The organism is Mesorhizobium sp. ArgA1 (genome assembly GCF_053714375.1).
The window spans coordinates 127,621-140,900 of the sequence record NZ_JBSKBQ010000002.1 but is presented as its reverse complement, the minus strand read 5'-3'; the positions used below and the strand labels follow the sequence as shown (position 1 = coordinate 140,900).

The following is a 13,280-nucleotide window of genomic DNA, read 5'->3' as shown; positions in this document are numbered from 1 at the left end:
TGGCTATTGAAACCAATCCGATGGCCGGTCCCAGGCGTTTGCAGATGATTCTGAACCAGTGAGCAGACAAGATCAGCGTGTGGCCGTGCTGCTGGGCACGAAAGATGGCGCGGCCTTCCTTGACGAGCAGCTCGCATCGCTGCTTGCGCAATCGCATCCCCATATTGACCTCTGGATCTCCGACGACGGTTCGACGGACGGCACCGCTGCCATCATCGGCGCCTGGCAGAGCCGCTGGTCCAAGGGGCAGCTAACCCTTGTGAACGGTCCTCGCCAGGGCTTTGCCGCCAACTTCCGCTCTATGATCATCGATCCACGCATCGATGCCGACTACTACGCCTTCTGCGACCAGGACGACATCTGGGAGCCGGACAGGCTGGAGAGCGCTATCGCCTGGATGCAGGGCCACGATGCCGGAACGCCGCTGCTGTTTTGCTCGAGGACCGCGACCATATCCGAAACCGGAGCAGCGCAAGGGCATTCGCCGCTGTTCCTGAAGCCGCCCTCGTTTCGCAACGCGCTCGTGCAAAGCATTGCCGGCGGCAACACCATGATGATCAACCGCACTGCGCGAATGTTGCTGGCAAAGGCATCGGCAAGGACCGAGTTCGTCAGCCATGACTGGTGGACCTATCTGATCGTCACCGCCGCCGGCGGCATAGTTAGCTATGACCCTCGGCCGCTGGTGCGCTACCGCCAGCATGAGGCAAACCTGGTCGGCGCCAACGTGTCGTGGAGGGCGCGGCTGTCGCGGCTGGGGCGCCTGTTCAAGGGTGAGTTCGCCGTCTGGACCGATCACAATCTGAGCGGTCTGGCGGTCAATCGCGACATCCTCAGCAGGGATGCTGCCGCCTGTCTCGGCCTGTTCATCAGGGCGCGCAAGGGCGGTGTCTTGCGACGCCTGCGTCTTCTCAGAAAAAGCGGCGTCTACCGGCAGACGCTGGCTGGTACGCTTGGGCTCTATTTGGCCTTCATCTGGCGGCGGATCTAGAGCATGCAGGGACGGCCATGAGGGGACCCAAGCGAGTTTTCGACCTCGTCGTGGCGGCGGTTCTCTTGCCGCTGACCTCGCCCGTCATCCTGCTTGCCATGCTGGCGATCAGGCTGTCGTCACCTGGACCCGCATTATTTTCGCAAACCCGGATCGGACAGAATGGCGTGCTGTTTCGCTGCCGCAAGCTGCGAACGATGGTTGTGGGAACACCGTCTCTGCCTTCGCATCAGGCGCCGGCAAACTCCATCACTGCCGCAGGCAAAGTGCTGCGAAAATTCAAGATCGACGAGCTGCCGCAGCTGTGGAATGTGCTGAAGGGCGAGATGAGCCTGGTCGGGCCGCGTCCATGCCTGCCCACGCAAACGGAATTGATCGAACGCCGCAGGCAATTGGGCGTGCTTGCGGCGGTTCCGGGCATTACCGGGCTTGCGCAGATGAAAGGTATCGATATGTCCGACCCAGAACTCTGCGCCGAAACCGATGCCGAATATCTCAGGATGGCGTCGGTGGGCCTCGACGTCAAAATCCTGTTCGGCACAATCTACCGGGCCTGATGGGCCTTTCGCGCGAGTTCCTCAAGTCGGCCGAGCGTGTCGGTTTCCGGCATCCAGCCTTCCGAGACCAGCGGTGACGGGTCGCAGATCTGTGTCGCCATTAACGCTTCGTACGACGCTCGTCTGCCAAGCAGCGTGGCCAACAACCGGAACGGTCGAGGCGACATGAGGCGAGGGCGGGCCGGAATGTCGAACCCGTGGCGGAATGCGGTGATGACTTCGGACATCGCGACCGGAGAAGCATCGCCCAGGACATAGGTCGGTCGCGGCTGCTTGGGACGGGTCAAAAGATGCACCACGGCGCCGGCTAATGCGTCACGGGACATCAGCGAACGAACTGCCGTTAGAAGGCCAGCGGGCACTGGCAGTGTAGTGCCTGCGAGCCGCATCATCCCACGCAGGTTTCCCTTCATGCCTTCGCCATAGACCGGCGGCAGCCGCAGCGCCGTCGCATCGGCGGGCCTCGATGCATAGGCTTCCAGCATCCTGATCTCGCCTTCGCGCTTGGAGCGCCCGTAGGCGCATTGCGGGGCAGGGGGTGTCGCCTCGTCGATGGTGCCGCTGAAAGCAGGACCGGCCACCGCCCGGATCGATGAGAGATAGATGAAACGCCCGCTTGCCCGCCGGGCCGCGGCGTGCGCCAGCTGGGCGGTCAGTGTCGCGTTGACGGCCATAAAATCGGCCTCGCTTGCCTTGCGGTCATTGTTGAGCGCCGCACAGTGGACGACATGGGTGATGTCTAGCATCAGCGCCTGGAATGCCTGGGCCGGCGCGCCGACGTTCGGCAACAGGACCTCATCGCTCGCGGGATCAAGCCGTTCCGGGTGACGCGAGGCCATGCGCACCTCGAACCCGGCTTCGCCAAGCTGGTTGACGACCTGCCTGCCGATGAAACCCGTCGCGCCTGTGACCAGCACTTTCATGGCTGGCTTGCCTTTGGCGTCCGCTGTTCCGGCAGCGCCTGTTGCCGGCCCGAAGCAAGGTAGGTCCCGGACACCAGGAACACCATCAATGTCGAATCGAGGATATCATGGCCGACCAGGATGCCGGTCAAGCCCCCGATGAGATAGGTGATCACGGTAACGACAATCATCGTGGCGCCGAACCGCTCAATCGCGTCGGTGCTGTTGCGCAGCACAATGGCGGCGTTTCTCGCGGCAACGACGAACACAGCCGCCAGCGTAATGGCGCCAAGCAACCCGGCCTCCACCAATGCGGTCAGGAAGCCATTGTGGAAATGGCTGAAGCCCGTAGACGGCATGTTGAACTGGTCGTGGAAGCCTTGCTTTATCAGGTCACGGCTCGCAGCAATGCCGTGACCGAAAATCGGCATGTCGTGGAAGGCGCTAAGGCCGATCTGCCAAAGTGCTGCGCGCAAGCCGAGCGCCGTGGTGTGGTCGCCTTTCGTGGCCAGCGCATCCCAGTCGCTGAACAGGAAAGCCGCGCGCTCGGAAATGATGGGGAAACCGACGACAGCGATGACGATGCCGGTCGTGCCCGCAATCAGCAAGAGGCGAATGGCGTTTCTGTTGTTGAGCTTGCGACGGTTGATCAGCAGGACGGCGATGCCGGCCACCAGCATCGCCAGCCAGATGATCCGCGACCCCGAAAAGAGGATGGCGATCGCACCGGCCAGTGTCGCGCAGGCCAGCAGGACCCTGTGCTTTTCCATGCCCGACAGGACGCCCGCCAGGCACATCATCGTGCTGAGACAGCCGACGGTCGCGAACACGATCGCATTGCCGGCGCCGCCTTCGGCCCGCATGCCCAGCCAGTAATATTGCACGGTTCCCAGCAGCAGGGCGCTAAAACAGGCTGCAGCACTCGCCAGCACGACGATGCGCGCCAGCGTGGTTTTCTCGGTAATGCTCCAGGTCGCGTATGAGACGGGGAAAAACAGGAAGGTGATCAGCCCCGCCAGATGCGGCGCATCCCTGGCGATCGAATTGTTGACGATGGAAGCGAGCAGGCAGGCTGCGCAATAGGCATAGATCGCCACCGTCATCGCGACCATCGGCCGGTCGATGTTGAAACGCCGTCTTTTCAGCCCAAGCAGAAACACCGACCACAGGCCGCCGCCATTGAACACAAAGCTGACCGCCGACCCCAGCACAGGCGGGCAAAGGAAGCAGAGAATGGAGAAGGTGATGTTGATCCGAGACGGCGAGAGGTGCTGCTTGATAGTGGAAATCGGGGTCAATGCTCTGGTTCACAATGCGCTGGGGTCGCTTGGCGACGGACGGTGGCTTGGCGGCGGCTTTTGCGGCATCCCGCCCCGCGCGGGTTCAGGAGCCGGTATAGCGGCTGGGTCCGGTTTTCGATAGTGCGACGAGGATCTTGCAGCGATCGAAATCGGTGGCGTGGCCGCATCGCATAGCGGAAGCATCCACCGGTCCGACCGTTTTCCCAGGGTTCCGGCAATATTTTTCCCGACCTTTGAAGGCAATCAATTTGCCGGGCAGGAATTTCCGGATTCCGGGCGTTTCCTGGAAAATTCGTTCCCAAACGGCTTGGCCGCCGGCCTTTCCAGCGTTGTTATATCAGGTAGCGATCTGCTAGAACGCCGGCACGAACCGATAGTGTCCAGCGGTGAAGCTTGAACCGGGCGGCTGAAAAAGACGCCCGATCCATCTGATGCAAGGTCTGGATGGCACGAGAGAACGCTCACAGTCCATGAACATCGCGCTTACGCATTTGCAGCGGCTCGAGGCCGAATCCATCCACATCTTCCGTGAGGTTGCCGCCTCCTTTTCCAAGCCGGTGATGCTCTATTCCGTCGGCAAGGATTCCTCCGTGCTGATGCATCTGGCGATGAAGGCCTTTTATCCGGCCAAGCCGCCTTTTCCGTTCCTGCATGTCGACACCACCTGGAAGTTCCGCGAGATGATCGCCTTTCGCGATCAGATGGCGCAGAAGCTCGGCTTTGACCTGCTGGTCCATGTCAATGAAGACGGCGTGCGCGACGGCATCAATCCCTTCGACCACGGCTCGAACACCCACACCCATGTGATGAAGACCGTGGCGCTGCGCCAGGCGCTCGACAAATACGGTTTCGACGCCGCCTTCGGCGGAGCGCGGCGCGACGAGGAGAAGTCGCGCGCCAAGGAGCGCATCTTTTCCTTCCGCAACGCCCAGCATGTCTGGGACCCGAAGAACCAGCGGCCGGAAATGTGGAAGATCTTCAACACCCGCATCGCGCCGGGTGAATCGATCCGCGTCTTTCCGCTGTCGAACTGGACCGAGCTCGACATCTGGCAGTACATTCTGCAGGAGAACATTCCGATCGTGCCGCTCTATTTCGCCAAGGAGCGCGCGGTGGTCGAACGCGACGGCATACTGATCATGAAGGATGACGATCGCATGCAATTGCGTCCCGGCGAGACGGTGGAGAACCGCCTGGTGCGCTTCCGCACCCTCGGCTGTTATCCGCTGACCGGCGCTATTGAATCCGACGCCGACACGCTGGAAGCCATTGTCGGCGAGATGCTGACGGCGCGCACCTCCGAGCGCCAGGGCCGCCTCATCGACCGCGATGAAGCCGGCTCGATGGAAAAGAAGAAGCGCGAGGGGTATTTCTGAGCATGCGCCACATCCTGGCCAAGAGCCTCGCCCCTACCGACGGCATCCGCGAATACATGGCGGCGCAGGAGAAGAAGTCGCTGCTGCGCTTCCTCACCTGCGGCTCGGTCGACGACGGCAAATCGACGCTGATCGGCCGCCTTCTGTCCGACACCAAGCAGATCTTCGAGGACCAGCTCGCAGCACTCGAGCGCGATTCCCGCAAGCACGGCACCACCGGCGACGACATCGATTTTGCGTTGCTGGTCGACGGCCTCGAGGCCGAGCGCGAGCAGGGCATCACCATCGACGTCGCTTATCGCTTCTTCGCCACGCCCAAGCGCAAGTTTATCGTCGCCGACACGCCTGGCCATGAACAGTACACCCGTAACATGGCGACCGGCGCCTCGACCGCCGATCTGGCCATCGTGCTCATCGATGCGCGCCAGGGCGTGCTGCGCCAGACCCGGCGCCACTCGATCATCGCCTCGCTGCTCGGCATCCGCCACATCGTGCTTGCCGTCAACAAGATCGATCTCGTCGATTTCGACCAGGCGGTGTTCGACCGCATCGTCGAGGATTACCGCCAGTTCTCGCATGAGCTCGGCTTTCAGACGATCGTGCCGATCCCGATGTCGGCCCGCTACGGCGACAATGTCACCAGCCGCTCCGACAAGACGGCGTGGTATTCCGGCCCCTCGCTGATCGAGCATCTTGAGACCGTGTCGGTCGACGAGGCGGCGGTCGAATTGCCGTTCCGGTTTCCGGTGCAGTATGTCAACCGGCCCAATCTCGATTTCCGCGGCTTTGCCGGCACCATCGCGTCCGGCCAGGTCGCCCAGGGCGACGAGGTGGTCGTCGCCAAATCCGGCAAGGCCTCGCGGGTCAAGCGCATCGTCGCCCATGGTGGCGATCTCGCCCAGGCGGTCGCCGGCCAGGCCATCACCCTTGTGCTCGACGACGAGGTGGAAGTCTCGCGCGGCAATATGCTGGTGTCGCCAGCGGCGCGGCCGCAGGTTGCCGATCAGTTCGCCGCCAACATCGTCTGGTTCGACGAGGCAGCGCTGCTGCCCGGCCGCTCCTACATACTGCGCACCGAGACCGACCAGACCAGCGCAACCGTCACCGATCTGAAATACCGCGTCAACGTCAACGACTTCGCCCGTGAGGCGGCAAAGTCGCTCGACATGAATGAAGTCGGCATCTGCAACATCTCGACCCGCGCGCCGATCGCCTTCGACACCTTCGCCGACAACCGCACCACCGGCGCTTTCATCCTGATCGACCGCATCACCAACGCCACGGTCGGCGCCGGCATGATCCTGCATACGCTGCGCCGCGCCGAAAACATCCATTGGCAGTCGCTCGATGTCGGCAAGCGCGGTCGCTCCGACCTGAAGGGCCAGCGCCCCGCCGTGTTCTGGTTCACCGGGCTTTCCGGTTCGGGCAAGTCGACCATCGCCAACCTGCTCGAGAAGAAGCTGTTCGCCTCGGGGCGCCACACCTACATTCTCGACGGAGACAATGTCCGCCACGGTCTCAACCGCGATCTCGGCTTCACCGATGCCGACCGCGTCGAAAACATCCGCCGCGTCGCCGAAGTGGCCAAGCTGATGGCCGACGCCGGGCTGATCGTCATCGTCTCCTTCATCTCGCCGTTCAGCGCCGAGCGCCGCATGGCGCGCGAGCTGATGGCCGACGGCGAATTCGTCGAGGTGTTCGTCGATACGCCGTTCGAGGAATGCGCAAGGCGCGATCCGAAAGGCCTTTACGCGCGGGCGCTGAATGGCGAGATCAAGAACTTCACCGGCGTCGATTCCCCGTATGAAGCCCCGGAAAAACCGGAAATCCATCTTAAGACACTCGGCAAGACGGCAGAGGAGATGGTAGAGGCTCTGGAACACTGGCTGAACGAGCGCGACATTGCTGAAGACCAATACGAAGCCGGCGGCGGCATCTGACGACGAGGTGATGCTCGCCGTGTTTGAGCGCCTGGCGCTCGAAGCCGGGCGCGAGGTGATGCGGGTCTTCAAGGCCGGCTGCGCGGTCGACAGCAAGTCCGACTCCTCGCCGGTGACGGAAGCCGACCGCGAGAGCGAGACGATCATCCTTGCCGGCCTGCGCGCGGCTTATCCCGACATTCCTTGCGTTGCCGAGGAAGAGGTGGCCGCCGGCATCGTGCCGCCCGATCTGGATGGCGCCTTCTTCCTGATCGATCCGCTCGACGGCACCAAGGAATTCGTCAACCGCCGGACCGATTTCACCGTCAACATCGCGCTTGTCCGGCATGGCGTGCCGGAGATCGGCGTCGTCTTCGCGCCCTGCAGCGGGCGATTCTTTTCGGGGCGGCCGGGCAGCGCGGAATCCATCGAGGTCGATGGCGACTACCGGATCGTCGGCCGGCGACGGATATCGGTCAGGACGGCGGTACCGCCGCTCGCCGTCGTGGCCAGTCGTTCGCACAACACGCCGGAGACCGAAGCCTTCATCAGGGACCTCGGCGCCGCCGAGATCGTCTCGGTCGGCTCATCGCTGAAATTCTGCCTGCTCGCCGCAGCCGAAGCCGACATCTATCCGCGCTTCGGCCGCACCATGGAATGGGACACGGCTGCAGGCGATGCGGTGCTGCGCGCCGCCGGCGGCATGACGCGCACGCTCGACGGCGAGCCGCTGGCCTATGGCAAGCGCAGGCAGAGCGACGACGAGGATTTCGCCAACCCGCATTTTATTGCGAGCGGGAAGGCGGCTGAGGCCGCTTGACGTTCGCTACGATCGCTTCGTCATTCTAGGGCGGTGCAAGGAGTGAAGCGACGCGCGTATCGACCTACGCCGCCGCCACATGCGCGGAGTTCGAGCCGATATAATTCCTGATCGTCTCGATGATGCGGTCCTGGTCGGCTTCGCTGAGATAGGGGTGCATCGGCAGGCAGAGAATCCGCTTCGGCAGTTCCTCCGAAACGGTAAGACCCGTCGGCGTGCGCGGATAGTCGCGATAGGCGACCTGCTCGTGCAGCGGCTTCACATAATAGATCACCGAAGGGATGCCCTTTTCGGTCAGATGCGCCCTCAAGCCGTCGCGCTTCGGCGTTTCGATGGCGTATTGCGCCCAGGCCGAGCGGCCGCCACCCAGATTGCGTGACGCCTTGACGATGTCGCCGAGACCTTCGGCATAGCGCTTGGCCACCACCTGGCGGGCGACCATCTCGTCTTCGAGGATGGCGAGCTTCTCGATCAGGATCGCCGCCTGGATCGTGTCGAGGCGTGAATTGATACCAACGCGAACATTGTCATATTGCGTTTCGCCCTTGCCGTGGAAGGCAAACGATCTGAGCTGGTCGGCCAGCGCGTCGTCATTGGTGAACATGGCCCCGCCGTCGCCGTAGCAGCCGAGCGGCTTTGCCGGATAGAAGCTGGTCGAGCCGACATGGCCGAAGGCGCCGCACATCTTGCCGTCGGCCGAGCCGCCGATCGACTGGGCCGCATCCTCGATCACCAGCAGGCCTTCGCGCTTGGCGATTGCCATGATCGCCTCGTAGTCGGCGGCAAGTCCGAACAGGTCGACCGGGATGATCGCCTTGGGCTTCAGCCTTCCTTCCTTCTTGATCATCGCGATCGCCGCCTCGAGGCTGGCGATGTCGATATTGTAGGTCTCGGCGTCGACATCGACGAAGACCGGTTCGGCCTTGGCCAACGCCACCACTTCCGCCGTTGCCGCGAAGGTGAAGCTCGGCACGAACACGGCGTCGCCGGGGCCGATGCCGGCTGCAAACAGCGGCAAAAGCAGCGCGTCGGTGCCGTTGGCGCAGGCGACGACATGCTTGGTGCCGATATAGGCGGCGAGCTTGTTTTCGAATTCGGTGACCTGCGGCCCGAGGATGTAGCGGCCTTCTTCGACGACATTGTCGATCGCGGCCTTCAGCCGGTCGCGGATACGTTCGCGCTGCGCGCCAAGATCGATGAACTGCATGCCGGCCTCAAACGGTAATGCGCGCGGTTCCCCGGGGGGACAACGACACGCGCAGAAACAACAACTTAACCGGCCCGCTGGTACCAGAGTTGGGCCGGTCGAGAAAGCCGGACCGGCCGGGCGGCGGGTGGCCGAGGTGTCGCAGCCTGTTACCTCAGGTTTTTGCCGCAATGCAGCAAGATGCCGGAAATCCGGGCTTTCCAGGACGTGACGCGGCTAATTTATCGCGTCTTTCCGGCTCGCGGAAACATAAAGTGATCGGCTCTCGTGGAGGCTACTGGCCGGACGGCGCGTCGATCAGGCGATTTCATGCCGCCAGGGCGGATTGGCGCCGGCCCGCGATACGGTCACGGCCGCCGCCTTGGCGCCGAGTGCCAGCGCCTCGCGGATGGCGTCCTCGGAAAGGCCGCCGATGTCAGCCTTGGTGAGCAGGCCTTGCTCGTGCAGCGAGGCCAGAATGCCGGCATTGAAAGTGTCGCCGGCGCCGACCGTGTCGACGACCTCGACCCTCTGTGGCATCACCGTGACCTTATGCTCGCGGCTGTAGCCGACAGCACCTTCGCTGCCATGGGTGACGACGATCAGCTTCGGGCCGCGGTCCAGCCAGTTGCGAATGACGTCCTCATGCGAGCCGGCCTCGCCGAACCAGAGCAAATCCTCGTCCGACAGCTTCACAATGTCGGCCATCGCCATCATCGAGCGGATGCGACGCAGATGCTTGGCCTTGTCGGGGATGAAGTTCGGCCGGATGTTGGGGTCGAGCATCATAACGCGGCGCTGGTGCTCGCGCTTCATGAATTCCTCATAGGCAGCACCCGCCGGGTCCGAGATCAGGCTGATGGCGCCAAACAGCATGGCTTCGATCTCTGCGCCGAGTTCCGGCAGGTCCTCGATGGTCAGCATCCGCCCGGCGGTGTTCTCGTCATAGAAGGTGTAGGTCGCCTGGCCGTTGGTGAGCCGCACGAAGGCGAGTGTGGTAGGGCGAGGGGAGGTGTGCGCATAGGTGGAGCTGACTTTGCTTGCCCCCAGCGCCTCGCGGAATTGGCCGCCGAACAGATCGGACGACAGGCCGGAAAAGAAGCCCGCCGGCGCGCCGAGGCGGCCAAGCGCGATCGCCGTGTTGAAGACCGCGCCGCCGACATAGGGCGCAAAGGCCGGCTCGCCCTGCGTCGTGGTGCGCGGCAGCATGTCGATCAGGGCTTCGCCGCAGCAGAGGATCATGGTTTCTTGTTCTCCGGCGGATGGATCACGCCTTTGCGGATGATGATGTTGGCATAGAGCCTGGGTTCACTGGTCGCGACGATGGCGTGCGCCGACCGGACGCGTGCATAGAAGTCGGCGCCGGCCAGCGCAACCACTTTGCGTCCTGGTGCGCGCCGGGCGCAGAGTGCCTCGATCTCGTGGTGGACCGGATCGGCAAGTGAGGGATCGCCTCGGACCGACGCGCGAAACAGCGCTTCCGGCACGAAGTCGTCCACCGGCAGCACGCTCAATATGGCGTCGAGCACCGGTATCAGATGATGACCGTCGGCTCGCACCAGCCGGTTTGCCTGTTCTTCCGCCGGGTAGTTGCCGTCCACAAGCGCGATCTCGTCGCCATGGCCCATGGCCCGCAAGGTCGCCAGAAGCTCCGGACCGAGCAGCGACGGAATACCGATCAGCATTCAGGTGCTCCTGGAGATCGTGGTCGAACCGATGAGGAAGCGTTCGGACAGCGGCAGGCTGGCGCCGCCCAGCGCGCGGGCGTGGATGCCGACGGTGCCTTCGCGCACAACCGGCAGCTTCAGGCCTTCGCCGTCGATCGTGCCGATGGCCGCTTTGATCGCATCGACCAGGCGCCGCCGGACAGCGAGCGGCATCCAGCCATCGATCACCGCCGCCTCGAAATCGATCACCGAGGACGCCGATACGATTGCATAGGCCAGCGCCCGTGAGGCGCTGGCAATCCAGTCGTCCAGCTCGGCGCCGATATCGCCCCATTCCTGCGGTGACGTCCAGAGGTAGGAGCCGTCTATACCGCGGTCGCTGAGCGCCTTTTCCAGCATGGCGATCGAGGCAACGTCGATGAGCTGTGTCGGCTTGCCGTCCGGCCCGGGCACCGGCATCGAGCCCAGCGCCCCGGCATTGCCTGTTGGCCCACCAAAAAGCCGGCCGTTGAGCACGATGCCGCCGCCGGCAAAGGCGCCGATGTAGAAATAGACGAAGTCGCGCGCGCCGCCGGTCTGGCCGAACACCAGTTCGGCGCCGCAGGCCGACGTCGCGTCGTTCTGCAGATAGACCGGGAATTCGCATTGCGACTGGATGTCGGTGCGGATGTCGCGATGGCGCCACTCGTCCATGATGTCGCGCGGCGCACCGGCGGTGTCGACCCAGTTCCACAGTTCGAACGGCATGGCTATGCCGAGCCCGGCAATGCGCCTGTCCTGGGCCGGTGTCAGTTCGGCGCGCATCGTCTTCATGCCCGATGTGACGAACTCCACCGTGTCGCGCGGCGCCGGATAGCGGTAGGAGTGCTGCAGCATGGAATGCACATGCCCAAGGAAATCGATCAGCACCAGTTCCGCGCTGCGGCGGCCGATTTTCAGGCCGATGAAGAATGCGCCTTCAGGGTTCAGCGCCATCGGAATGGAAGGCTGGCCGATCTTGCCGCGCAACGGCGCCTGGCGCACCAGCAGGCTGTCTTCCTCGAGTTCGCGCATGATGACCGAGACGGTCTGGGCGGAAAGCCCGGTCATGCGCGCAATGTCCGATTTGGCCAAGCTGCCATGCTGGCGCACCAGCGACAGCACCAGCCTCTCATTGTGGTCGCGCATGCCGCTCTGGTTGGTGCCACGGTGGAGACGGCTGGCGGCCGCCTCGGGCGAACCGTGCCTCGCAATGCCGGTCTCCACCCTTGTTCCTTCCCTTGGTTTATTCTTACTGCTTTTGCGGCAGAATGAGTGAACCGTGCAATGCTGTCAATAATAAATAAGAGTGATTTAATTATTGACAGGCGCCTCCCGCTGGTGTCATTTGAGGGCGCGTCCACACTGGGAGAACTTCAGTGGATGCGCTCGAGATGCCGGTTGGCGGCATCCGCATGGTTCCATGGGAGGAAGATCGTGACCAAAGCATTATTGAAGTCCACCGTGTTCGCCGCGGCGGGCCTCGGCCTGATGGCGTTTGCTTCGACAGCATCGGCCGCCGGCGTCGGCGCCTGCCTGATCACCAAGACCGACACCAACCCTTTCTTCGTCAAGATGAAGGAGGGCGCGACCGCCAAGTCCAAGGAGCTTGGCGTCGACCTCAAGACCTATGCCGGCAAGATCGACGGCGACAGCGAAAGCCAGGTGGCGGCGATCGAAAGCTGCATCGCCGACGGCGCCAAGGGCATCCTGATCACCGCGTCCGACACCAAGGGCATTGTGCCGACGGTGAAGAAGGCGCGTGACGCCGGCCTGCTGGTGATTGCGCTCGATACCCCGCTTGACCCGATCGACGCCGCCGACGCGACCTTCGCGACGGACAATCTGGAAGCCGGCAAGCTGATCGGCGCCTGGGCCGCCGCAACACTCGGCGACAAGGCCAAGGATGCCAAGATCGGCTTCCTCGACCTGACGCCGTCGCAGCCGACCGTGGACGTGCTGCGCGACCAGGGTTTCATGATGGGCTTCGGCATCGACGTGAAGGACCCCAACAAGATCGGCGATGAGGACGATGCGCGCATCGTCGGCCACGACGTGACGAACGGCAACGAAGAGGGTGGCCGCAAGGCGATGGAAAACCTTCTGCAGAAGGACAACACCATCACCGTCATCCACACCATCAACGAGCCTGCCGCCGTCGGGGCCTACCAGGCGCTCAAGGCTGTCGGTCTCGAAAGCCAGGTGCTGATCGTCTCGGTCGATGGCGGCTGCCCAGGTGTCAAGTCGGTGACCGAAGGCGTCATCGGCGCCACCTCGCAGCAATATCCGCTGCAGATGGCGGCACTCGGCATCGAGGCGATCGCCGCCTTCGCCAAGGACGGCACCAAGCCCAAGCCGACCGAAGGCAAGAATTTCTTCGACACCGGCGTCAACCTGGTTACCGACAAGCCGGCCAATGGCGTGAAGTCGATCGACACCAAGGAAGGCCTCGCCAAGTGCTGGGGCTGATGGCTGGCTGACAGCCAGCAACAAGCTGACGGCCGGGGGCTTGATCCCCGGCCGCTTCGGGTGGACGATGCGCC

12 protein-coding genes are annotated in these 13,280 nt (G+C 63.3%); 6 read left to right on the top strand and 6 right to left on the bottom strand.

The window, feature by feature from the left end; genetic code table 11:
* The first annotated feature begins 58 nt into the window (after window positions 1-58).
* Both ACWGTI_RS07985 and ACWGTI_RS07980 read left to right on the top strand, forming a co-directional pair.
* Window positions 59-991 (top strand): glycosyltransferase family 2 protein, encoded by a 933-nt coding sequence (locus tag ACWGTI_RS07985; protein ID WP_454586601.1) that lies wholly within the window; start codon window positions 59-61, stop codon window positions 989-991.
* 17 nt (window positions 992-1,008) lie between these two features.
* Window positions 1,009-1,548, top strand: coding sequence for a sugar transferase (locus ACWGTI_RS07980; RefSeq protein WP_454586600.1), 540 nt, complete (start codon window positions 1,009-1,011; stop codon window positions 1,546-1,548).
* Here ACWGTI_RS07980 and ACWGTI_RS07975 read toward each other — a convergent pair.
* Both ACWGTI_RS07975 and ACWGTI_RS07970 read right to left on the bottom strand, forming a co-directional pair.
* Entirely contained in the window at window positions 1,536-2,471 is a 936-nt protein-coding gene (locus ACWGTI_RS07975) for an NAD-dependent epimerase/dehydratase family protein (protein WP_454586599.1), read from the bottom strand. The two genes, ACWGTI_RS07980 and ACWGTI_RS07975, sit on opposite strands and share 13 nt — an antisense overlap.
* Window positions 2,468-3,748, bottom strand: coding sequence for an O-antigen ligase family protein (locus tag ACWGTI_RS07970; RefSeq protein WP_454586598.1), 1,281 nt, complete (start codon window positions 3,746-3,748; stop codon window positions 2,468-2,470). Before ACWGTI_RS07970 ends, ACWGTI_RS07975 begins: the two co-directional genes overlap by 4 nt.
* A gap of 473 nt (window positions 3,749-4,221) precedes the next feature.
* Here ACWGTI_RS07970 and cysD point away from each other — a divergent pair, with 473 nt between their 5' ends.
* The 3 genes from cysD to cysQ are packed head-to-tail and all read left to right on the top strand — an operon-like array spanning window position 4,222 to window position 7,866.
* Complete coding sequence (gene cysD / locus ACWGTI_RS07965) at window positions 4,222-5,127, top strand: sulfate adenylyltransferase subunit CysD (RefSeq protein ID WP_454586597.1); 906 nt, start codon at window positions 4,222-4,224, stop codon at window positions 5,125-5,127.
* A gap of 2 nt (window positions 5,128-5,129) precedes the next feature.
* Window positions 5,130-7,067: a sulfate adenylyltransferase subunit CysN gene (gene cysN, locus ACWGTI_RS07960; protein ID WP_454586596.1), complete on the top strand. Its 1,938-nt coding sequence runs from the start codon at window positions 5,130-5,132 to the stop codon at window positions 7,065-7,067.
* 10 nt (window positions 7,068-7,077) lie between these two features.
* Entirely contained in the window at window positions 7,078-7,866 is a 789-nt protein-coding gene (gene cysQ / locus ACWGTI_RS07955) for a 3'(2'),5'-bisphosphate nucleotidase CysQ (protein ID WP_454586906.1), read from the top strand.
* A gap of 64 nt (window positions 7,867-7,930) precedes the next feature.
* Here cysQ and ACWGTI_RS07950 read toward each other — a convergent pair whose 3' ends face one another.
* From ACWGTI_RS07950 to ACWGTI_RS07935, 4 genes are all read right to left on the bottom strand, one after another.
* Window positions 7,931-9,073, bottom strand: coding sequence for a DegT/DnrJ/EryC1/StrS family aminotransferase (locus ACWGTI_RS07950; protein WP_454586595.1), 1,143 nt, complete (start codon window positions 9,071-9,073; stop codon window positions 7,931-7,933).
* 297 nt (window positions 9,074-9,370) lie between these two features.
* Complete coding sequence (locus ACWGTI_RS07945) at window positions 9,371-10,294, bottom strand: carbohydrate kinase family protein (RefSeq protein ID WP_454586594.1); 924 nt, start codon at window positions 10,292-10,294, stop codon at window positions 9,371-9,373.
* Entirely contained in the window at window positions 10,291-10,737 is a 447-nt protein-coding gene (locus ACWGTI_RS07940) for an RbsD/FucU family protein (protein WP_454586593.1), read from the bottom strand. The genes ACWGTI_RS07945 and ACWGTI_RS07940 overlap by 4 nt, the downstream gene beginning before the upstream one ends.
* Window positions 10,738-11,964, bottom strand: a complete 1,227-nt coding sequence (locus ACWGTI_RS07935; protein ID WP_454586592.1) for an ROK family transcriptional regulator — start codon at window positions 11,962-11,964, stop codon at window positions 10,738-10,740. It lies immediately after the preceding gene.
* 264 nt (window positions 11,965-12,228) lie between these two features.
* On the opposite strand from ACWGTI_RS07935, the gene ACWGTI_RS07930 reads away from it, so the two are divergent.
* A complete protein-coding gene (locus tag ACWGTI_RS07930; RefSeq protein ID WP_454586905.1) occupies window positions 12,229-13,206 on the top strand; it encodes a substrate-binding domain-containing protein in 978 nt (325 codons plus the stop codon).
* Window positions 13,207-13,280: the final 74 nt, after the last annotated feature.

Coding starts and splice junctions, on each gene's coding strand:
- ACWGTI_RS07950 (WP_454586595.1), bottom strand. CDS start 9,073: ATGCAGTTCATCGATCTTGGCGCGCAGCGCGAACGTATCCGCGACCGG.
- cysN (WP_454586596.1), top strand. CDS start 5,130: ATGCGCCACATCCTGGCCAAGAGCCTCGCCCCTACCGACGGCATCCGC.
- cysD (WP_454586597.1), top strand. CDS start 4,222: ATGAACATCGCGCTTACGCATTTGCAGCGGCTCGAGGCCGAATCCATC.
- ACWGTI_RS07930 (WP_454586905.1), top strand. CDS start 12,229: ATGGCGTTTGCTTCGACAGCATCGGCCGCCGGCGTCGGCGCCTGCCTG.
- cysQ (WP_454586906.1), top strand. CDS start 7,078: ATGCTCGCCGTGTTTGAGCGCCTGGCGCTCGAAGCCGGGCGCGAGGTG.
- ACWGTI_RS07975 (WP_454586599.1), bottom strand. CDS start 2,471: ATGAAAGTGCTGGTCACAGGCGCGACGGGTTTCATCGGCAGGCAGGTC.
- ACWGTI_RS07980 (WP_454586600.1), top strand. CDS start 1,009: ATGAGGGGACCCAAGCGAGTTTTCGACCTCGTCGTGGCGGCGGTTCTC.
- ACWGTI_RS07940 (WP_454586593.1), bottom strand. CDS start 10,737: ATGCTGATCGGTATTCCGTCGCTGCTCGGTCCGGAGCTTCTGGCGACC.
- ACWGTI_RS07945 (WP_454586594.1), bottom strand. CDS start 10,294: ATGATCCTCTGCTGCGGCGAAGCCCTGATCGACATGCTGCCGCGCACC.